We start from the raw sequence: 19176 nt of genomic DNA, 5'->3' as shown, positions 1-19176 counted from the left end.
ACCGCTCCCCCGGTCTCAGGCCAGCCACTGGTCGAAGGCCAGCTTGCACAGCAGCGCGATGACCACGGCCACCAGCACCCCCCGCACGAACCCGGCGCCACGCTTGAGGGCCATCCGGGCTCCCACCAGGCCGCCGACGAGATTGAACACCGCGAACAGCGCGCCCAGTTGCCACAGCACGGTGCCCTGAATCGCGAACATGGTCAGCGCGCCGATGTTGGTGCAGACATTGACGATCTTGGACATGGCGGAGGAGGTGACCAGGTCCATGTGCAGCACGGCGGTGAGGGCGACGACCAGGAAGGCACCGGTTCCCGGTCCGATCAGGCCGTCGTAGAAGCCGATGCCCAGTCCCGCGACGAGGATCGCGGCCGCCACCCGCCGCCGGGTGACCGGCTCCGAGGGCGCGGGCGCGGTCCCGAAGGCCGGCCGGAACAGGATGAACGCCAGCACCGCGAGGAGTACGACCATGATCAGCGGCCGCAGCACCGCGCTGCTGATCCCCGCCGCGAAGAACGCCCCGCCCAGCGATCCCGCCATCGCGGCCAGACCGATCCGCAGCGCCATCCGTACGTCGATCGGCGTCTTGCGGACGTAGGTGACGGCGGCCGCGGTGGTGCCGACGATGGCCGTGGACTTGTTGGTGCCCAGTACATAAGCGGCGGGGGTGTGCGGCAGTCCGACCAACAGGGCGGGAAGGAAGAGGAGTCCGCCGCCGCCCACCACGGCGTCGATCCAGCCGGCGGCGAGGGCGGCCACGGAGAGCAGGCTCAGGGTGAGCAGCGATATGTCATGGGGCACCGGTTGATCTTACGGACGGGGCGGCGTCGTCACCCGGGCCCGGCGATATCGGGTCCGGTACCGGCGCGGCGGTCGGGGCTCGGTGAGCGGCTACGGCGCGGCCTGCGGCTCGGGGGCGGTGTGGCCCGCAGGGGCCCGGTCCGGGGCGGGCGGGGCGGCGGGGGTCACCGTCAGGGAGAGCAGGGTGGCGGTGAGGGCGCTCACCCCCGCCAGGCAGGCGGCGAGCTGCCGGCGGGCCCGGAGGGTGGCGGCCGGGATGACCTGCGGTTTGCGGTGTCTGGCCATGGTGTCCAAGTCCTGGAGGAGCAGCGGCGGTTCAGAAGGCGAAGCGTTCCATGTGGATGCGGGGAGCGGGGACGCCCGCCCGTTTCAGGGCGCTGACGGCGGCCCTGGTCATGCCGGGCGGGCCGCACAGGTACACATCGTGTTCGGGCAGGTCGGGGACGAGGTTGCGCAGGGCGCGCGGGGCCAGGGGGTCGAAGGGGGCGTCGGAGGGGCCGAGGAGGTAGTGGAGGGCGGCGCCACGGGCGGCGGCGATGGCTTCGAGTTCGTCGCGCAGCACCAACTGGTCGGCGCTGCCGGCGCGGTAGAGCAGGGTGAGGTCGCCGGGGCCGCCGGGGAGGGATTCGAAGAGGGCGCGCATCGCGGTGATGCCGACGCCGCCGGCGAGGAGCAGGACCTTGCGGCGGGTGCGCCGGTGGGCGGTCATGGCGCCGAACGGGCCGGTGGCCAGCACCCGTACGCCGGGGCGCAGTCGGCGGATCCGGCGGGTGTGGTCGCCGCACACCTTGACGGTGATACGGAGCGTGTCGTTCCGGGGCGGGGCGGAGAGGGAGAAGGGCAGCGCCGTACGCCACAGGCGGCGGTCCAGGAAGCGCCAGCGGAAGAACTGCCCCGGCTCGGCGCGCAGCGCGTCCAGGGCGAGGCCCTGCATGACCACCGAGACGACGTCCGGCCCCTCGGTGCGGACCTCGACGATGCGCAGGCTGTGGCGCAGGGCCTGGCGTACGGGCACGATCAGCCGGTACCAGGCCAACAGGACCCCGACGCCGGTGTGCAGCAGCGTCCACAGCCAGGCGGCGAGCGGCCCGCCGGCCAGGTCGGGGCCGGCGAGCTGGTGGCCGAAGGCGAGGGCGGCGCCGAGATAGGCCAGCAGGTGGAGGGCGCGCCAGGTCTCGTGGCGGACGCGGCGGCGCAGCGCACGGGCGGAGGACAGGCCGACCGCGGCCAGCAGCGCCGTACCGGCGACGGACGCGGCCAGGGCCGGGTAGCTCAGCAGGTCGGCGGTGGCGGCGGGCAAGTCGGTGCCGGTGTGCGCGGTGTAGGCGCAGAGCGCGAGGGCCGCGTGCGCCAGGCACAGGGTGAGGACATAGCGTCCGCCGAGGGCGTGCAGACGGGCCAGCCGGTCGGCGCCGACGCCGTGTTCGAGGGCGGGTACGCGGGCCATCAGCAGCAGCATGACGAGGATGCCGTACGCCGCGAGCAGTCCGCTGAGGTGCGCGAAGGTGGCGAACAGCGCGTCGAGGCGCAGTGACGGGGCGGCCTGCGCCAGCCAGAGTGCGACGACCGTCCCGGCGCCCGCGGCCAGCCCGGTGAGCAGGGCGCGCGGCGAGGTACGCAGCGGCGGCGCGGGGGTGCGCGGCGCACGGGTGGGCAGGGGCGGTACGGCCTGGGGGATGAGCCGCGAGTACAGCGGATGGCGGGAGCTGGTGCGCGGCTGCGCGGTGTCGGGCTGGCTGGTCACACGCCGAAACTACGGCCGCGGACGGCGATGAAACAGCAGGTCAGGCCGTAATTCGCGATCCTTAAGGCGGCCTTGAGGAACGGCTGACCGCGCGTTAAGAACCGGGGGTGACGGTGGTCGCCGTCCGGGGTTTGCCGGTGGCGCGACGTCGGTACCGGTCCGTTGTCGGACCCCTGCGCCATGATCGGGGCAGGGAGAGCAGGGAGAGAGGAAAGGCGGACTTCAGAGCAGAATCACCGGACCACTCCCTGCCGGTCACCGCCCCGCATCTGCCAGACAGGAGCGCCCCGATGAACCTCCGCGACGACGCCCACGCCCTGACCGACGACCTCGTACGGATGCGCCGCACCCTGCACCGCACCCCCGAGCTGGGCCTTGACCTCCCCCGTACCCAGGAGGTGGTGCTGACCGAACTGGACGGCCTGCCGCTGGAGGTGCGTACCGGCGACGGGCTCAGCTCGGTGACGGCGGTGCTGCGCGGCGGGCGGCCCGGACCGGCCGTGCTGCTGCGCGGCGACATGGACGCGCTGCCGGTCGCCGAGCGCACCGGACTGGACTTCGCGGCCGACAACGGCCGGATGCACGCCTGCGGCCACGATCTGCACACGGCCATGCTCGCCGGCGCCGCCAAGCTGCTCTGTGCGCACCGCGACCAACTGGCGGGCGATGTGCTGTTCATGTTCCAGCCCGGCGAGGAGGGCCACGACGGCGCGCGGCACATGCTGGCCGAGGGGCTGCTGGACGCGGCGGGGCGGCGGCCGGTCGCGGCGTATGCGATCCATGTGCTGTCGGCCGGGCTGCCCGGCGGCGTCTTCCGCACCCGCGGCGGACCGGCGATGGCCGCGTCCAATGTGCTGCGGGTGACGGTGCGCGGCGAGGGCGGGCACGGCTCGATGCCGTACCGCGCCAAGGACCCGGTGCAGGCTGCGTGTGCGATGGTGACGGCGCTCCAGGCGTGGATCACCCGCAGCTTCGATGTCTTCGACCCGGTGGTCCTGACGGTGGGCACCTTCCACGCCGGGACGCAGACGAACGTCATCCCGGAGACCGCGGAGTTCCATGCGACCGTCCGCAGCTTCTCGGACGCCGCGCAGGCGCGGGTCAAGGACGGCACGGTGGAGGTGTGCCGGGGGATCGCTGCGGCGTACGGGGTGGGCGTGGACGCGGAGTTCGCCGAGCTGTATCCGGTGACCGTCAACGACCACGACGAGGCGGCCTTCGTGGGGGCCACGGTCCGCGAGGCGCTGGGCGAGGAGCGCTTCGCGCCGCAGGCGCAGCCGCTGCCGGGTTCGGAGGACTTCTCCCGTGTGCTCTCCGAGGTCCCCGGCGCGATGACCTTTCTGGGCGCGCCGCCGGCCGGCGCCGACCACGAGCGCAGCCCCAACAACCATTCCCCGCTCGCCGAGTTCGACGATGCCGTGCTGCCGGACGGGGCGGCGGTGTATGCGGAGCTGGCGGCGCGGCGGCTCGCCGCGGCTGCCGGTGGCGGCTCTTAGAAGGTTCTTAGCCCCGGTCACTATCCAGGACGCATGACATCCAAGATCACCCGAGCGGTCGCGGCGTCCCTCGCGCTGACCGCCACGACGCTGGGCCTGGCCGGCTGCGACAGCGCCGCCGCCGGGTCGCTCCGGGGCAGCCGTCTCGAACTCCCCGTCACCGGCGGCACCGCCGTCGTCGACACCGCTTCCCTGGCGGTGACCGCGCGCACCGGCGACGGACGGCGCATGGTGCTGTCGGAGGCGGCCGCCGGCGGGCTGGGCAAGCCCGGCCCGGTGACCCGTACGGCCGACGGGGCGCGCTGGAGCTATCCCGCCAAGGGGCTGAGCGTCCGGGCGCGTGCGGAGCACGGCCGGCTGCGGATCACGCTGCGGTCGGACCGCGACGGCTCCGTCAGCTGGCCGGTCACCGGCACCGACCGGGCCGCCTCCGCCGTCCAGCTCCCACGCGGCGAGGGCCTGGACATCCCCGTACGGGACGCCTTCTGGAACGGCGAGAAGGGCGGACTGGCGGGCAGCACGGTCGATGTGGGCGCCGATCTGGCCCTGCCCCTGTGGGGGTATTCCCTGAAGGGCGCGGAGAAGGGGACCACGGGCGGCCACGGCGTCAGCTACCTCACCCCCACCGACATCGGTACCTCGCTCCGCTTCGCCTCCACCGGCGGCCGGCTGCGCACCACCGCCGCGCACGCCTTCTCCGCCGGCGAGGGCACCCGCGACTACGACGTCTCCTTCGCCCTCACCGACGGCAACCCGGTCGCCGCCGCCGCCGACTACCGCTCCTACCTCTCGCAGCACGGCGAGCTCGGCAGCCTGCGCGAGAAGATCCGCCGCAATCCGGCCAACGGCAAGCTGCTCGGGGCCTTCCACGCGTATGTGTGGGGCGACGCCCGGACCGCCTCCGGCATCGCCCGCCTGAAGAAGCTGGGCGTGGACCGGATGTGGCTCGGTTATGACGCGGGCGCCCACCCGATGGACGCCCAGGCCGTCCGCGCCGCCGAGCAGGCGGGCTATCTGGCCGGCCCGTACGACTCGTTCGCCAACGGCCAGGACCCCGAGAGCGCCGACAGCCCCACCTCGGCGTGGCCGGACCGGGTCTACCCCGACTTCTGTATACGGAAGGCGGACGGCACCCCGGAGACCGGGTTCGGCGGCCGCGGCTGCTATCTCAGCTCGCGGGCCTTCGAGAAGGCCGAGCCGGGCAAGCACTATCTGGCCGACCGCACCCGCACGATGGTCGCCAACGGCGCGGACAGCTACTTCCTGGACGTGGACGCGACCGGCGAGGTGTTCCGCGATCACGGCAAGGGCCACGAGATGACCAAGGCCGGCGACCGCGCGAACCGGCTCGCCCGGATGCGGCGCCTGTCGCAGCGCCTCGTCCTCGGCTCGGAGTCCGCCCAGCCCTGGGCCAACCAGGTGCTGGCCTTCGACCACGGCTCGGGCACCCCGGTCGCCGACGGCCTGTGGAAGCTGGAGCGCGACAAGCGGAAGTGGGGCGGCTACTACCCCGAGAACGCCCCGAAGAACTTCTTCCAGCCGGTCCGGCTGCCCGCCGATCTGGCCACCGCGATGTACGACCCGAAGTACCGCGTGCCGCTCTACGAGACCGCGCTGCACGGCTCGCTCGTCAACGCGGAGCGCTGGGAGCTGTCGTACGACAAGCTGCCGCGGCAGAAGACCACCCGCGCGTTGCTCGCGATGCTCTACAACACCCCGCTCAACTACGTCCTGGACGGCCCGACGATCCAGCGGAACGGCCCCGAACTCGCGGCGCTGCAACGGTACTTCTCACCCCTGCACCGCGCCGCGGGCACCGACCGGATGACGTCGTTCCGGTGGCTCACGGACGACCGGACCGTACAGCGCACGGTCTTCGGCGACGGCAGCCTCACCGTCACCGCCAACTTCGGCACCGAGGCCCATGACGGCCTGCCGGGCGGCTGCGTCGACGCCAGGCTCCGTACGGACGCGCAGCCGCGGCGGCTGTGCCCGGCGCGGATCACCGGGTGACGGGCGCCGGCTACGGCAGTCGCCGGTGCCCCGCCCGCCCCGTGAGGCGTGCCTCCGGCCTCACAGGGCGGCCGCCCCGCCACTGAGGGCAGCGTTCCGCCGGGGAAACAGTGGGGATGCGGGCGGGTAACAGCCGGACCGCAGGCTGACGGACATGACCTTGGCACTGCGTGTGGTGGTGATCGGCGGCGGGCCGCTCGGCGTCTCGGCGGCCCGCGCGCCGGTCGGCGGCGACCTCCCGGGCGATCTCGGCGCCGTGGGCGCATTCGCCCGTACCCGGGAGGGCGCCGCCCGGCCGCCCGCCGCCCCGCTGCTCCACCCGCTCACCACCGACGGAGGCTTCTGATCATGGCCGCAGCCGCCAGCCCCACCAGCACCGGCACCACCCGCCCCACCATCGTCCTCATCGGGCACGGCATGGTCGGCCAGCGCTTCCTGGAGGAGCTCGCCGACCGGGGCGTCACCGAGCGGGCCCGGGTGGTCGTGCTCTGCGAGGAGCCCCGGCCGGCCTACGACCGCGTCCAGCTGACCTCGTACTTCGCCGGCCGCACCGCGGACGACCTGAGCGTGACCGCGCCGGACTTCATGGCCCGGCACGGCATCGAACTGCACCTGGGCGACCCGGCCACCGCCGTCGACCGCACCACCCGCACGGTCACCGCCCGCTCCGGCCTGACCGTCGGCTACGACACGCTGGTGCTGGCCACCGGCTCGTACCCCTTCGTCCCGCCGGTGCCCGGCAAGGACAGCGCGGGCTGCTTCGTCTACCGCACCATCGAGGATCTGCTCGCCATCGAGGAGTACGCCAAGAACGCCACCACCGGTGTGGTCGTCGGCGGGGGGCTGCTCGGCCTGGAGGCGGCCGGCGCCCTCAAGGGGCTCGGACTGCGCACCCACATCGTGGAGTTCAACGCCCGGCTGATGGCCCTCCAGGTGGACGAGGGCGGCGGCGCCGCGCTGCGCCGTACGGTCGAGGAGATGGGCCTGGAGGTGCACACCGGCGTCGGCGGCAAGGAGATCGTCACGGACGCCGCGGGCGCGACGGTGGCCATGGAGCTGTCCGACGGCTCCCGTGTCGACACCGACCTGGTCATCTTCTCCGCCGGGGTCCGCCCCCGCGACCAACTCGCCCGGGACTGCGGCCTCGCGGTCGGCGAGCGCGGCGGCATCGTCATCGACGAGCAGTGCCGCACCAGCGACCCCGCCGTCTACGCGATCGGCGAATGCGCGCTGGCGAGCGACGGCCGGGTCTACGGCCTGGTGGCGCCCGGCTACGACATGGCCCGTACGGCCGCCGACACCCTCGCGGGCGGGGCGGGCAGCTTCACCGGCGCCGACCTCTCCACCAAGCTCAAGCTGCTCGGCGTGGACGTGGCCTCTTTCGGCGACGCGCACGGCACCACCGAGGGCTGCCTGGACGTCGTCTACGCCGACTCCCGCAGCGGCGTCTACAAGAAGCTGGTCATCGGCCGGGAGGGCGAGCTGCTGGGCGGCGTCCTGGTCGGCGACGCGGAGGCGTACGGCATGCTGCGGCCGCTGACCGGCAGCGTCCCCCCGGTGGCGCCCGAGCAGCTGGTGATGCCCGCCGGTGCCGGCGCACCGGCCGCCCTCGGTCCCTCCGCGCTCCCCGACGACGCGGTGATCTGCAACTGCCACAACGTCACCAAGGGCGCGATCCGCGGCGCGGTCACCGAGCACTCCTGCACCACCGTGCCCGAGGTCAAGAAGTGCACCAAGGCCGGCAGCGGCTGCGGCTCCTGCGTCAAGGCGCTGACCACCCTGGTCAACGACGAGCTGGAGGCGAGCGGCGTCAGCGTCGACAAGGGCCTGTGCGGCTGCTTCCCGCACACCCGCGCCGAGCTCTACGAGGTCGTCCGCACCCTGCGGCTCACCTCGTACGAGGCGCTGCTGGCCTCGCACGGCCGCCCGGAGGCGCGCGCCGGCGACGGCTGCGAGATCTGCAAGCCCACCATCGGCTCCATCATCGCCTCCCTCGCGCCGTCCGTCGGCGCCGACGGCTACATCCTGGACGGCGAACAGGCCGCCCTCCAGGACACCAACGACCACTTCCTGGCCAACCTCCAGCGCAACGGCTCGTACTCGATCGTGCCGCGCATCCCCGGCGGCGAGGTCACCCCGGAGAAGCTGATCGTGATCGGCGAGGTGGCCCGCGACTTCGGCCTCTACACCAAGATCACCGGCGGCCAGCGGATCGACCTGTTCGGCGCCCGCGTCGACCAACTCCCGCTGATCTGGACCCGGTTGGTGGATGCCGGCTTCGAGTCCGGGCACGCGTACGGCAAGGCGCTGCGCACCGTGAAGTCCTGCGTCGGCCAGACCTGGTGCCGCTACGGCGTGCAGGACTCGGTCCGGATGGCCATCGATCTGGAGCTGCGCTACCGGGGCCTGCGCTCCCCGCACAAGCTCAAGTCCGCGGTCTCCGGCTGCGCCCGCGAGTGCGCGGAGGCGCGCGGCAAGGACTTCGGCGTCATCGCCACCTCCAACGGCTGGAACCTGTACGTCGGCGGCAACGGCGGCGCGGACCCGCGGCATGCGGATCTGCTGGCGCAGGACCTGTCCGACGCCGAGCTGATCCGCCTGATCGACCGCTTCCTGATGTTCTACATCCGCACCGCCGACCGCCTGGAGCGCACCTCCGCCTGGCTGGAGCGGATCGAGGGCGGCCTCGACCACGTACGCGATGTCGTCGTGCACGACTCCCTCGGCCTGTGCGACGAGCTCGAGGCACTGATGGCCGCCCATGTCTCCCACTACCGCGACGAATGGGCCGAGACCCTCAACGACCCCGAGCGACTGGCCCGCTTCGTCTCCTTCGTCAACGCGCCCGACTCGCCGGACCCCTCCGTCCGCTTCGTGCCCGAGCGCGACCAGGTCAAGCCGGACCTGACGGTGCTGGCCGGCCCGACCCTGCCCATTCGCACCCTGGAAGGGACTTCCGTCTGATGTCCACCGCCATCGACACCACCACCGAGACCACCACCGAGACCGCCACCGGGACCGCCACCGGGACGGCCACCGGGACGGCCACGGTCGAGATTCTCGGCCCCGACGGCTGGCTCGCCCTCTGCCCCCTGGGGGCCCTGATCCCCGGGCGCGGCGTCGCCGCCCTCCTCCCCGACGGCACCCAGGCCGCCCTCTTCATCGACCGCGGCGGCCGGGCCTACGCCATCGGCAACCGCGACCCGTTCACCGGCGCACAGGTCCTCTCGCGCGGCCTGACGGGCAGCGCATCCGACCGCCCCTTCGTGGCATCGCCGCTGCTCAAGCAGCGTTTCGACCTCGCCACGGGGGCCTGCCTGGACGACCCGTCGGTCTCCGTACCGGCGTATCGCGTGCGGACCCGCAGCGGGGACGCCGCCTGACGCCCAACGCGCAACCTAGCGGTTGCACCTCCCGCCGTAACGTGCAACCATCGAGTAGCACGTAAGGTTCGACGGAACGGCGGGAGGCCCCCTCATGACCACCAACAGCGGCAGCAACACCGACAGCGCCGACAACTCCGGAAACAACCAAAGCGGCGACGCCAAGGACCGCATCGAGCGGGAGATCACCATCGCCGCTCCCGTGGAACGGGTCTGGGCGGTGCTGACCGAGCCCGAGCACGTCGGCTCGTGGTTCGGACAGGGCGAGCCGACCCCCGTCGATCTGCGGCCGGGCGGCATCATGCACCTCGACCACGGCGAGTACGGCCAGTTCCCGACGGTGATCGTGAAGGTGGAACCGCCGCACCACTTCTCGTACCGCTGGGCCAGCGCGCACCCTGGAGACGTGGCGACCGAGCGCAACTCCACCCTCGTCGAGTTCACCCTCACCCCGGAGGGCGAGGGCACCCGCCTGCGCGTGGTGGAGTCCGGTTTCGCGGGCCTGCACATCCCGGAGGAGCGCACGAAGACCGCCTCGTACGAGAGCCACTCCGAGGGCTGGTCGGGGCAGGTCAAGAACATCAAGCAGTACGCGGAGCGGCTCACCGCATGACGCAGCGGCCCACCGCACACGAGGGCGCGGACACCGTGGCGGAGGTGCTGTCCGCGCTGGCGGATCCGACCCGCCGCCGGATACTCGACGCCCTCGCCGACCGCGGCGAGGCGACCGCCACGGCACTGGCGGCACAACTTCCCGTCAGCCGCCAGGCCATCGTCAAACACCTGGGCATCCTGGACCGGGCCGGCCTGGTCGCCGGACACCGGGAGGGCCGCGAGTCCCGCTACCGGGTCATACCGGAGCGGCTCGGGGTCACCGCCCGGTGGATGGACCGGGTCGCCGCCGACTGGGACTCCCGGCTGTCGGCCATCAAGCGCCTGGCGGAAGGCGAGTGACCACCGGCCCGGCCGAGGGCACCCGGCTCCCGGCCGGCCGACCACGCGTTCCCCCCGGGGCGTACGCTGATCCTCCCCTACCGAGGAGTACGGCGTGACCCGGTGGAACACCAGCCACATCCCCGACCAGACCGGCCGCTCGGTGGTCGTCACGGGCGCCAACAGCGGCATCGGATACGTCACCGCCCGCGAACTCGCGCGGCGCGGCGCCCGCGTGGTGCTGGCCTGCCGCAACGAAACGCGCGGCGCCGCGGCGCTGGACCGGCTGCGCACCGAAGTCCCCACCGCCGAGGCCGAGTTCCGGAAGCTGGACCTGGCCGACCTGTCCTCCGTACGGGACTTCGCGGCCGGGCTCGACAGCTTCGACGCCGAACGCCTCGACCTGCTCATCAACAACGCGGGCGTGATGGCGCTGCCGTACCGCACCACCGCCGACGGCTTCGAGATGCAGTTCGGCACCAACCACCTCGGCCACTTCGCGCTGACCGGCCTGCTGCTGCCCAGACTCCTCGCCACCCCGGGCGCGCGCGTCGTCACCGTCTCCAGCATGATGCACGCCCTCGGCAGGCTCGACCTCGCCGACCTCAGCGACGTCACCGGCCACGCCGATCTCTCCGGCCTCAGCAGCGAACGCACTTACCGCCGTTGGATCGCCTACGCCCGCTCCAAGAGCGCCAACCTCCTCTTCACCCACGAGCTGTCCCGCCGGCTGGCGGCGGCCGGCTCGGGGGTCGTCGCGGCGGCGTCGCACCCCGGCTACGCCGCCACGAACCTCCAGGCGGCGGGCGCCCGCATGGAGGGCCGCTCCTCCGCCGAGCGCTTCATGGACCTCGGCAACCGCCTCGTCGCCCAGCCCGCGGACGGCGGCGCCCTGGGCACGCTCTGCGCCGCCACCGCGCCCCATATGCGCCCGGATTCCTTCGTCGGGCCGAGGAGCGGTCTTCGGGGAGCCCCGGCGCCGTCGATCCGGGCGCCGTGGACGACGAAGGACGCGGTCGGCGAACGACTGTGGGCCGCGTCCGAGGAATGCACCGGTGTGCGGTACGCCTTCGAGGGGCGCGGGGCGTCGGCGCTGCACTAGGCCGTGCCCGATGGGTGGTGCCCGATGGGTCGTGCCCGATGGGTCGTGTGCGTGTTTCCCCACCAGGCGCCCGCGGACCGGTTCTTCGGTTCTCCTTGGCGTCTTTCCCCTGCTCACACCCGTGTTAGCCGGACGTTAGCGGAGCTGCAGCCCTGCGATAGCGGTCCCGGCCAAAGTGGTTGTCGTACCGAGGAAACAGCGACACCGACCGCCCTGGGGGACCCGAAATGAGCGCCAACACCACTGCCCGCACCGCCCGCCGCCGCACCCTGCGCATCGCCGCAGCGGCCCTGACCGCGGCCGCCGGCCTCACCCTGACCGCCTGCTCCGGCTCGGACGCCGCCACCTCCAAGCCCGCGGCCCACACGGACACGGGCACCGGCACGGCCGCCGAGTCGGGCGGCGCGGGCTCCTCCGCCGGAGCACAGGGCTCCGACACCAAGGCGGACGCCGGCGCCCAGGCGGACTCCGGTGCCAAGGGCGGCACGGACGCCGGCACCAAGGCCGGCACCAAGCCGGGCGCTGCGGGCAAGCAGTCGGGCGGCGCGCAGGCCACCGGCGGTGGCGGGGCGGCCTCGGGCGTCGAGCGCTGCCACACCTCCGGCCTGAAGGCGGCGTTCGCCACGGGCGACGACGCGGCCCCGGACCCCAACGCGAGCGGGGCGACGACCACCAGCGTCGTGCTGACCAACAAGGGCAGCCGCGCCTGCAAGATCGGCGGCTTCCCGGGTGTGGACCTCAAGTCCGTCAACGGCGGCGAGCGCTGGTCGCTGGTCCGCTCGTCGGCCAAGCACGGCTCGATCACCCTGGGGCCCGGCGACAGCACCGACTTCACGATCAACGTCGCCCTGACCAAGGAAGACAAGGGTTTCTACCAGCCCGCCTACGCGGACGTCACCCCGCCCAACGAGACCAAGTCGATCACCATCGAGTGGCCCTGGGGCACGCTCGTCGACCAGCGCAGCGCCACCCACCCGGCCACCTTCGTCAACCCCATCGGCTGACCGTCCCCGGCTCCGCCCTGGACATGAGCCGAGAACATCTCTGCCGCGGGACCGGCTCAGAACGCAGAGCCGGTCCGGCGGCACCCGGCCGGGCCGCGGCTCCTCGAAACCGACCGCGCGCCCGGCGCGACGACCGGCGCCCGCGCGTCGGGATGACCGGCGCCCGCGCGTCAAGAGTCCGTGAAAAACGCCCCCTCACCCGCCAAGGGCACGCCAGGACGGCGAGCGCACGGCATCCGTGCCCCACACGCTGAGCTGAACCAGCACCACACAGCACAGCACAGCCCAGTGCGGTACGGAGGTACGACGAACCATGTCGACGGTGTCCCAGTCCGACAGCCGGCCCGAAGAGCCGCCGGATACCGCCACCGAAGCCGGGGCACGAGGCGAACGGCTCGCGGACCCCGCGGACCGGCCGGCGCCCACCGCCGCCGGCCCCGGCGCACCCGACCCCGACGCCCGCTACCGGCTGACCGCGCTCCAGGGCCTGGCCGCCCTCTCGCTCGACGCGATGGCGTCCGTCGCGTACGGCCCCGAGTCGATCGTCCTGGTCCTGGCGGCCGCGGGCGCCTACGGCCTCGGATTCACCCTCCCCGTCACGCTGGCCATCGCCGCCCTCCTCGCCGTACTGGTCGCCTCGTACCGCCAGGTGATCGCCGCCTTCCCCAACGGCGGCGGCTCCTACGCGGTCGCCAGGACCCACCTCGGCCGCCGTACCGCCCTGGTGGCCGCCGCCTCGCTCATCCTCGACTACGTCCTGAACGTCGCCGTCTCCGTGACCGCGGGCGTAGCGGCCCTGACCTCGGCCTTCCCCACCCTCTACGACGACCGCGTCGGGATCTGCCTCGCCGTCCTCGTCCTCATCACCGGCATCAACCTGCGCGGCATCGTCGACTCGGCGAAGGCCTTCCTCGTCCCCACCGCCGTCTTCATCGCGGCCATCCTCACCATGGTCGTCGTCGGCCTCTTCCGCGACGCCCCGGCCTCCACGGTGACGGCCGACGGCCACCCCTCCGTCCTGGCGCACAACGCGACCGCCGTCGGCGCCCTGCTCCTCCTCAAGGCGTTCGCCTCCGGCTGCTCGGCGCTGACCGGCGTGGAGGCGGTCGCCAATGCGGTGCCCTCCTTCCGCGCCCCGGCCACCAAGCGCGCCCAGCGCACCGAGGTCGCCCTCGGCGCCCTGCTCGGCATCATGCTGATCGGCCTGTCCGTCCTCATCGGCCGCTTCCACCTCCAGCCGGTCGAGGGCGTCACCGTCCTCGCCCAGCTGGCGGACGCCTCCCTCGGCCACAACTGGGCGTTCTACGTGGTCCAGTTCGCCACCATGGTCCTCCTCGCCCTGGCGGCGAACACCTCCTTCGGCGGCCTGCCCGTCCTGATGGGCCTGCTCGCCCGGGACAACCACCTCCCGCACGTCTTCGGCCTGAAGGCGGACCGTCAGGTCCACCGCCACGGCGTCCTCGCCCTCGCCGCCGTGGCGGCGGCCCTCCTCGTCCTCTCCGGCGGCGACGTCAACACCCTCGTCCCCCTCTTCGCCATCGGGGTCTTCGTCGGGTTCACCCTCTGCCAGGTGGGCATGGTCCGGCACTGGCGCCGCGACCGCTCCCCCGGATGGCGCGCCAAGGCCGCCCTGAACGGCTTCGGCGCCCTCCTCACCGGCGTCTCGGCGGTCATCGTCACCGCCACCAAGTTCACCGAGGGCGCCTGGCTGATCGTCATCGCCCTGCCGCTCCTCGTCGTCGCCTTCGAGGCCGTCCACCGCGCCTACGCCCGGATCGGCGAGCGTCTCGGCCTGGGCCGCGTTCCCGAACCGCCGCGCGCCGCCCGCTCCCTCGTCATCGTCCCCGTCTCCCACCTCTCCCTCCTCACCTCCGAGGCCCTGAACGCGGCGGTGTCCCTGGGCAATGAGGTGGTGGCGGTCACCGTCACCCACGGCGACCCCGAGGACCGCCCGGCCACCGAGGCCCTGCGCCGCGACTGGGAACTGTGGAACCCCGGCGTGGAACTCCTCGAACTCCCCTCCCCCGCCCGCTCCGTCGGCCGCCCCATAGCCGAGTACGTGCGCGACCTGACCCACCGCCGGCCCGGCACCCGGGTCACCGTCCTCATCCCCGAGGCCGAACCCGCCCACCTGTGGCAGCGCCTGCTCCAGAACCAGCGCGGCGCGGTCGTCGCCCATGCGGTCCGCCGCAACACCGACGCGGTCATCTGCCGCCTGCGCTTCCGCCTCAAGACGTCGTCCCCCCGCGCGCGGTAGCGGCTTGCCCCTTGTGCCGACGGCCCATTGTCAGTGGCTCCCTTTACCGTGAGACACATGAATCTCACTCTGAGCTACGAAGACCACTGCGCCGAAATCACCCACCAGGCCGCCGCGCTGGCGTCCTCCCTCACGGACGGCGCCGACCTGTCCGCCTCGGTGCCGTCCTGCCCGGACTGGAACCTCGCCCAGCTGCTACGCCATCTGGGCGAGGCCCACCGCTGGGTCGAGGAGATCGTCCGCACCCGGGCCACCCAGCCCCCGCCCGACACCGCCCTGCGCACCCTCCCCCGCGAGACCACGACCACGCCCGCCGAGCTCGCCACCTGGCTCACCGAAGGCGCCCAACGGCTCTCCGACACCCTCCGCACCACCGGCCCCGACGCCCGCATCTGGACACCGCTACCCTCCGGTTCCCCCCGCTTCTTCGCCCGCCGCATGGCCCACGAAACGGTCATCCACCGCGCCGACGCCTCCCTGACCCTCGGCACGGATTTCACCGTCGGCCAACGCGTGGCCCTCGACGCCCTCGACGAATGGATGGAACTGGGCTCCCTGCCCGAAATGCTCGACTACCACCCCGAACGCCGCGAACTCCTCGGCCCCGGCCGCACCCTCCACTTCCACGCCACCGACACCCCGCCAGAAGCCACCGCCGACTGGCTCGTCGACCTCACCGGCACCACCCTCGCCTGGCGCCGCTCCCCCGAACCGGCCACCGTCTCGGTCCGCGCCCCCCTGACCGACCTCCTGCTCCTGATCTACGGCCGACGACCGGCCGACACGGCCACGTTCGAGATCCAGGGGGACACGGATCTGCTGGAGTTCTGGCTGGCAGAGGTCATCTTCGCGTGACGCTGCGGTAGACCCCCTGCGGGAGGCGGCAACCGGCGAATTGCTGCTTCCCCCCTTGGCCCGGCGGTGAACGGCCTTCCGAGGCTGTGGGCCCCTTCTTCCTCATCGGTCGGTGGTGGGGCGGGGCCGTCGTGATTGATGGCGCCACCGGAATGGTCCTGCGTGCCCAGGCTGAAGACGAGCCCGAGTCCTGGAGCCCGGGCAGGGTGACCGCTTCAAACCTCCTTTCGTTCGTGAGAATGCTGCAACTCCGCAAGCTCGCCTCACACTTCATGGCCATGGCACCGTGTGATCCCGAACAGCTGGATCTCCGCTATCAACTGGAAGACGGCCTGGCGGGGATCGACAAGAGAGGCGCCGGGTCGCCCGCCTGGATGCGGGGCCTGTTGCACGACTCCGTGTGGTGATGTGGGCGCTTGGTCGGCGATGCGCACAGGCGTCGACCCAACCGGCGTTGCCCACCGCCACCGTCCCCATGGCAGCCGGCGGGACGGCGAGGGCCCATGAGGTGATCGCGACCGGGGCGGGCGGGTGCGTCACCAGGTTTTCGGTGGAGTTGTCCGTGTCGCCGGATCTCGCGCCTTGTCCGTTCGCACAGAGCTTGGGGCTGTAGTGACAACGCGCTGACGGGGCGTAACCGGTCGTGGAATTCTGGATGTATGACGATGCCGCCCGAAGTGCCGTGTGAGGAGTGCCGGGGTGCCGGCACCGTCGAGTGGGAGACGCAGGACGGCAACCTCACCACGACGCAATGTTCCCGGTGCATGGGCACCGGGACGGTCCCGGCGTAGGAGGCGGACGACGACGTGGCGACTCCCCGTGAGGGCAACCGGCTGCATGCGCTGCCCCCCGAGTACGTCGACAGAGTGCGCTGTACACGCTGTGAGCTGCGGAATATGAAGTTGCCGGGGACGGCGGGGGGGTTGTGCATTCCCTGCTATGCGCTGGAGCGGCAGGCGGCTCCTCGGCGGACGAGCCAGGGGATGCAGCTGGCCAACTTCGTGTCCGATCCCTGCATGGGGTGCGGGTCGCATGCGGTGGATGCCAATGGGTGGGCGTTTTGGTGTGACTCGTGTGGGATGCAGGTCGCGGTGGCGTATCCGCTTCCGTGAGGCGGCTCTCCTTCGGTTGCTTGCAGCGGGTTTCGGAAGACGGATTCGCACAGTTGCCATGCGCCTTTCATGTGTCTGAGGCACAGTGGTCGGGCGCAGCACACCTTGATCGACGAGCACTGCGGGGCTACGACCACAGGGGGCGATATGCGGATGGGCGGAAGCAGCGGAAGCAGCGGAAGCAGCGGAAGTGGCGGGAGAATCGGGAGTGGTGGGAGTGATCAGAGTGGTGGGAGTAACCGGAGCGATTTAGGCGTCGGTAGGCGGCGGGTGTTGGCTGCGGGCGGGGGTCTGGTGGCCGGCGGGGCGTTGGCCGCATGTGGGTCCAACACCGGTCGTGGGGGTGGGGGTTCGGGGCCGGAGATCAGCCAGTGGTACCACCAGTACGGCGAGCCGGGGACGCAGGGTGCCGTGCAGCGCTATGCGGCCGCGTACAAGAAGGCCGATGTGCGGGTGCAGTGGCGGCCGGGGGACTACGACCGGCAGACGGCGGCCGCGTTGCTGACCGACTCCGGGCCGGATGTGTTCGAGGTCAACGGGCCGTTGCTGGAACAGATTCAGGGTGGGCAGGTCGAGGATCTGACCGCCGAAATCGAGTCGGTCAAGAACGACTTCAACCAAGCCGTGCTGGCGCCGAAGATCTGGCAGGACAAGGTCTGGGGCATTCCGCAAGTCGTTGACATGCAGATGCTCTATTACCGCAAGAGTTTGCTGAAGGAAGCCGGGGTTCGGCCTCCGCAGACGCTCGATGAGCTGGTGGATACGGCGAAGAAGCTCAGCAGCAAGAAGACCAAGGGGCTGTTCCTCGGGAACGACGGCGGGGTCGGGGTGCTTAGCGGGACGCCGTTGCACGCGGCGGGGCTGAGCCTGATCGATGAGGACGGCAAGGTCGGGTTCGATGATCCGGCGGCGGCGCGGGCGCTCGGCAAGATCCGGCAGTTGTATGCGGACAAGTCGTTGCTGCTGGGCGCGCCCACGGACTGGTCCGATCCGGCCGCCTTCGTCCAGGGGCTGACCGCGATGCAGTGGTCGGGGCTGTGGGCGCTGCCGGGGATCAAGAAGGCGCTGGGGGACGACTTCGGGGTGCTGCCCTTTCCGAAGGACGGCAGCGGGGGCAAGCCGGCCGTGCCGGTCGGTGCATACGGTTCCGCCGTCAGTGCACGGAGCAAGCGCAAGGCGGATGCAAAGGCTTTCGTGAAGTGGCTGTGGGTGGAGCGGAGGGACTTTCAGCAAGACTTTGCGCTGTCGTACGGGTTCCACATCCCGGCGCGGATCTCGCTTGCAAAGAAGGCCAAGCAGTTGCAGCAAGGTGCGGCGGCGGATGCGACGCGGTTCGCCACCGAGTACGGCCATGCCGAGCCGCTGCTGTGGACGACCGCCGCCCGTAACGCCTACCAGGACGCGCTGAGCCGGATCATCAAGGACGGCGCGAACCCGGAGAGCGAGCTGAAGAGCGTGGTGCGCAAGGTCAACGCCGAGCTGCAGCAGGTCAAGAAGAAGACGGCGAAGTGAGCGCACGGGCATCCGGGACCGCGGGGAGCGCCGCGCCCGGCTTCGTCGCCCGGCTGCTCGGGCCGCAGCGGCGGAATCTCTGGTTCTGGGTCTTCGTCGGGCCGTTCACGATCGGGCTGGGCCTGTTCACCTACGTACCGCTGCTGTGGAGCCTCTACCTCAGCCTCTTCGACGCGCACAACACCGTGACGCCCACGGGCAAGGACTTCGTGGGGCTGGGAAATTACACGGCGATGCTGGGTGACGATGCGTTCCTCGGCAGCCTGGGGACGTTCCTGCTGTTCACCGCGTTCATCGTGCCGGCGACCTATGTGCTGTCGCTCTCGCTCGCGCTGATGGTCAACCGGCTGCGCGTCGCCCAGGCGTTCTTCCGGTCGGTGTTCTTCCTGCCGACCGCGTGCTCGTATGTCGTCGCGGCGGTGATCTGGAAGCTGTCCATCTTCAACGGGGTGCGGTTCGGGCTGGCCAATACGGTGCTGGGGTGGTTCGGGGCCGATCAGACCGCTTGGCTGTCCACCACCGACCCGCCGTGGTACTGGCTCGTCATCGTCACCGTACGGCTGTGGCTGCAAGCCGGTTTCTACATGATTTTGTTTCTTGCGGGGCTGCAAAGGATTTCACCGCAGTTGTATGAGGCCGCGGCGGTGGACGGGGCGCGGCCGGGCCGGCAGGTCTTTCGGCACATCACCTTTCCGCAGTTGCGGGCCACGTCCGTGGCGGTGGTGCTGCTGCTGGTGATCAATGCGTTCCAGGCGTTCGACGAGTTCTACAACCTGCTGAGCGATGCGCGGGGCTATCCGCCCTATGCCCGGCCGCCGTTGGTCTACCTCTACTACACGGCGCTCGGGCGGGATCAGAACCTCGGGCTCGGCAGTGCGGGCGCGGTGATCCTGGCGCTGATCATCGCGGTGGCGACGGTCGTCCAGGCCCGTTGGTTCGGCCTCGGCCGGAAGGAGGACTGAGG

General features: G+C 71.8%; 17 protein-coding genes. 14 read left to right on the top strand and 3 right to left on the bottom strand.

Features of this window, described 5'->3' with window-relative positions; all coding sequences use genetic code 11:
• Positions 1-15 precede the first annotated feature (15 nt).
• The 3 genes from ACIRPT_RS08615 to ACIRPT_RS08605 all read right to left on the bottom strand — a co-directional run bounded on the left by ACIRPT_RS08615 (position 16) and on the right by ACIRPT_RS08605 (position 2422).
• On the bottom strand, positions 16-801 hold the full coding sequence (locus ACIRPT_RS08615; protein WP_403824187.1) for a sulfite exporter TauE/SafE family protein: 786 nt from the start codon (positions 799-801) through the stop codon (positions 16-18).
• A gap of 90 nt (positions 802-891) precedes the next feature.
• Positions 892-1086 carry a hypothetical protein gene (locus ACIRPT_RS08610; RefSeq protein WP_403824184.1) on the bottom strand — a complete coding sequence of 65 codons (195 nt, stop codon included), beginning with the start codon at positions 1084-1086 and terminating at the stop codon, positions 892-894.
• A gap of 31 nt (positions 1087-1117) precedes the next feature.
• On the bottom strand, positions 1118-2422 hold the full coding sequence (locus ACIRPT_RS08605; protein ID WP_403824637.1) for a ferric reductase-like transmembrane domain-containing protein: 1305 nt from the start codon (positions 2420-2422) through the stop codon (positions 1118-1120).
• Positions 2423-2835: 413 nt separating this feature from the next.
• Here ACIRPT_RS08605 and ACIRPT_RS08600 point away from each other — a divergent pair, with 413 nt between their 5' ends.
• The 14 genes from ACIRPT_RS08600 to ACIRPT_RS08535 all read left to right on the top strand — a co-directional run bounded on the left by ACIRPT_RS08600 (position 2836) and on the right by ACIRPT_RS08535 (position 19174).
• Entirely contained in the window at positions 2836-4041 is a 1206-nt protein-coding gene (locus ACIRPT_RS08600; protein ID WP_403824181.1) for a M20 family metallopeptidase, read from the top strand.
• A 33-nt stretch (positions 4042-4074) separates the two neighbouring features.
• Positions 4075-6054, top strand: a complete 1980-nt coding sequence (locus ACIRPT_RS08595) for a glycoside hydrolase (protein WP_403824178.1) — start codon at positions 4075-4077, stop codon at positions 6052-6054.
• Between the two features lie 154 nt (positions 6055-6208).
• On the top strand, positions 6209-6400 hold the full coding sequence (locus ACIRPT_RS08590; protein WP_403824176.1) for a hypothetical protein: 192 nt from the start codon (positions 6209-6211) through the stop codon (positions 6398-6400).
• A gap of 2 nt (positions 6401-6402) precedes the next feature.
• Positions 6403-9018 carry a nitrite reductase large subunit NirB gene (gene nirB, locus ACIRPT_RS08585; RefSeq protein ID WP_403824173.1) on the top strand — a complete coding sequence of 872 codons (2616 nt, stop codon included), beginning with the start codon at positions 6403-6405 and terminating at the stop codon, positions 9016-9018.
• The gene (gene nirD / locus ACIRPT_RS08580) at positions 9018-9437 is read left to right on the top strand and encodes a nitrite reductase small subunit NirD (RefSeq protein ID WP_403824171.1); all 420 of its coding nucleotides are present in this window, start codon (positions 9018-9020) and stop codon (positions 9435-9437) included. The genes nirB and nirD overlap by 1 nt, the downstream gene beginning before the upstream one ends.
• 94 nt (positions 9438-9531) lie before the next feature.
• Positions 9532-10050 carry an SRPBCC family protein gene (locus ACIRPT_RS08575; RefSeq protein ID WP_403824168.1) on the top strand — a complete coding sequence of 173 codons (519 nt, stop codon included), beginning with the start codon at positions 9532-9534 and terminating at the stop codon, positions 10048-10050.
• The gene (locus tag ACIRPT_RS08570; protein WP_403824165.1) at positions 10047-10391 is read left to right on the top strand and encodes an ArsR/SmtB family transcription factor; all 345 of its coding nucleotides are present in this window, start codon (positions 10047-10049) and stop codon (positions 10389-10391) included. Before ACIRPT_RS08575 ends, ACIRPT_RS08570 begins: the two co-directional genes overlap by 4 nt.
• Positions 10392-10485: 94 nt before the next feature.
• Complete coding sequence (locus ACIRPT_RS08565; RefSeq protein ID WP_403824162.1) at positions 10486-11472, top strand: oxidoreductase; 987 nt, start codon at positions 10486-10488, stop codon at positions 11470-11472.
• 227 nt (positions 11473-11699) lie between these two features.
• Positions 11700-12476 (top strand): DUF4232 domain-containing protein, encoded by a 777-nt coding sequence (locus tag ACIRPT_RS08560; protein ID WP_403824159.1) that lies wholly within the window; start codon positions 11700-11702, stop codon positions 12474-12476.
• Between the two features lie 313 nt (positions 12477-12789).
• Positions 12790-14733, top strand: coding sequence for an APC family permease (locus ACIRPT_RS08555; protein ID WP_403824156.1), 1944 nt, complete (start codon positions 12790-12792; stop codon positions 14731-14733).
• Between the two features lie 57 nt (positions 14734-14790).
• Positions 14791-15588 carry a maleylpyruvate isomerase family mycothiol-dependent enzyme gene (locus ACIRPT_RS08550; protein ID WP_403824153.1) on the top strand — a complete coding sequence of 266 codons (798 nt, stop codon included), beginning with the start codon at positions 14791-14793 and terminating at the stop codon, positions 15586-15588.
• A gap of 239 nt (positions 15589-15827) precedes the next feature.
• On the top strand, positions 15828-15995 hold the full coding sequence (locus tag ACIRPT_RS08545; protein ID WP_403824150.1) for a hypothetical protein: 168 nt from the start codon (positions 15828-15830) through the stop codon (positions 15993-15995).
• 975 nt (positions 15996-16970) lie between these two features.
• Positions 16971-18212 (top strand): ABC transporter substrate-binding protein, encoded by a 1242-nt coding sequence (locus tag ACIRPT_RS08540; RefSeq protein ID WP_403824634.1) that lies wholly within the window; start codon positions 16971-16973, stop codon positions 18210-18212.
• A complete protein-coding gene (locus ACIRPT_RS08535; protein ID WP_403824147.1) occupies positions 18209-19174 on the top strand; it encodes a carbohydrate ABC transporter permease in 966 nt (321 codons plus the stop codon). Before ACIRPT_RS08540 ends, ACIRPT_RS08535 begins: the two co-directional genes overlap by 4 nt.
• Positions 19175-19176: the final 2 nt, after the last annotated feature.

This window comes from Streptomyces sp. NPDC101227 (genome assembly GCF_044767545.1).
GTDB lineage: Bacteria > Actinomycetota > Actinomycetes > Streptomycetales > Streptomycetaceae > Streptomyces.
Note: the sequence above shows the minus strand (reverse complement) of the source record. Positions and strands in the feature narration are given on the sequence as shown.

What these genes read in the sequence shown, in the direction of transcription:
- ACIRPT_RS08570 (WP_403824165.1), top strand. Translation starts at nt 10,047, where the DNA reads ATGACGCAGCGGCCCACCGCACACGAGGGCGCGGACACCGTGGCGGAG.
- nirB (WP_403824173.1), top strand. Translation starts at nt 6,403, where the DNA reads ATGGCCGCAGCCGCCAGCCCCACCAGCACCGGCACCACCCGCCCCACC.
- ACIRPT_RS08575 (WP_403824168.1), top strand. Translation starts at nt 9,532, where the DNA reads ATGACCACCAACAGCGGCAGCAACACCGACAGCGCCGACAACTCCGGA.
- ACIRPT_RS08560 (WP_403824159.1), top strand. Translation starts at nt 11,700, where the DNA reads ATGAGCGCCAACACCACTGCCCGCACCGCCCGCCGCCGCACCCTGCGC.
- ACIRPT_RS08595 (WP_403824178.1), top strand. Translation starts at nt 4,075, where the DNA reads ATGACATCCAAGATCACCCGAGCGGTCGCGGCGTCCCTCGCGCTGACC.
- ACIRPT_RS08600 (WP_403824181.1), top strand. Translation starts at nt 2,836, where the DNA reads ATGAACCTCCGCGACGACGCCCACGCCCTGACCGACGACCTCGTACGG.
- nirD (WP_403824171.1), top strand. Translation starts at nt 9,018, where the DNA reads ATGTCCACCGCCATCGACACCACCACCGAGACCACCACCGAGACCGCC.
- ACIRPT_RS08555 (WP_403824156.1), top strand. Translation starts at nt 12,790, where the DNA reads ATGTCGACGGTGTCCCAGTCCGACAGCCGGCCCGAAGAGCCGCCGGAT.
- ACIRPT_RS08590 (WP_403824176.1), top strand. Translation starts at nt 6,209, where the DNA reads ATGACCTTGGCACTGCGTGTGGTGGTGATCGGCGGCGGGCCGCTCGGC.
- ACIRPT_RS08610 (WP_403824184.1), bottom strand. Translation starts at nt 1,086, where the DNA reads ATGGCCAGACACCGCAAACCGCAGGTCATCCCGGCCGCCACCCTCCGG.
- ACIRPT_RS08550 (WP_403824153.1), top strand. Translation starts at nt 14,791, where the DNA reads ATGAATCTCACTCTGAGCTACGAAGACCACTGCGCCGAAATCACCCAC.
- ACIRPT_RS08545 (WP_403824150.1), top strand. Translation starts at nt 15,828, where the DNA reads ATGCTGCAACTCCGCAAGCTCGCCTCACACTTCATGGCCATGGCACCG.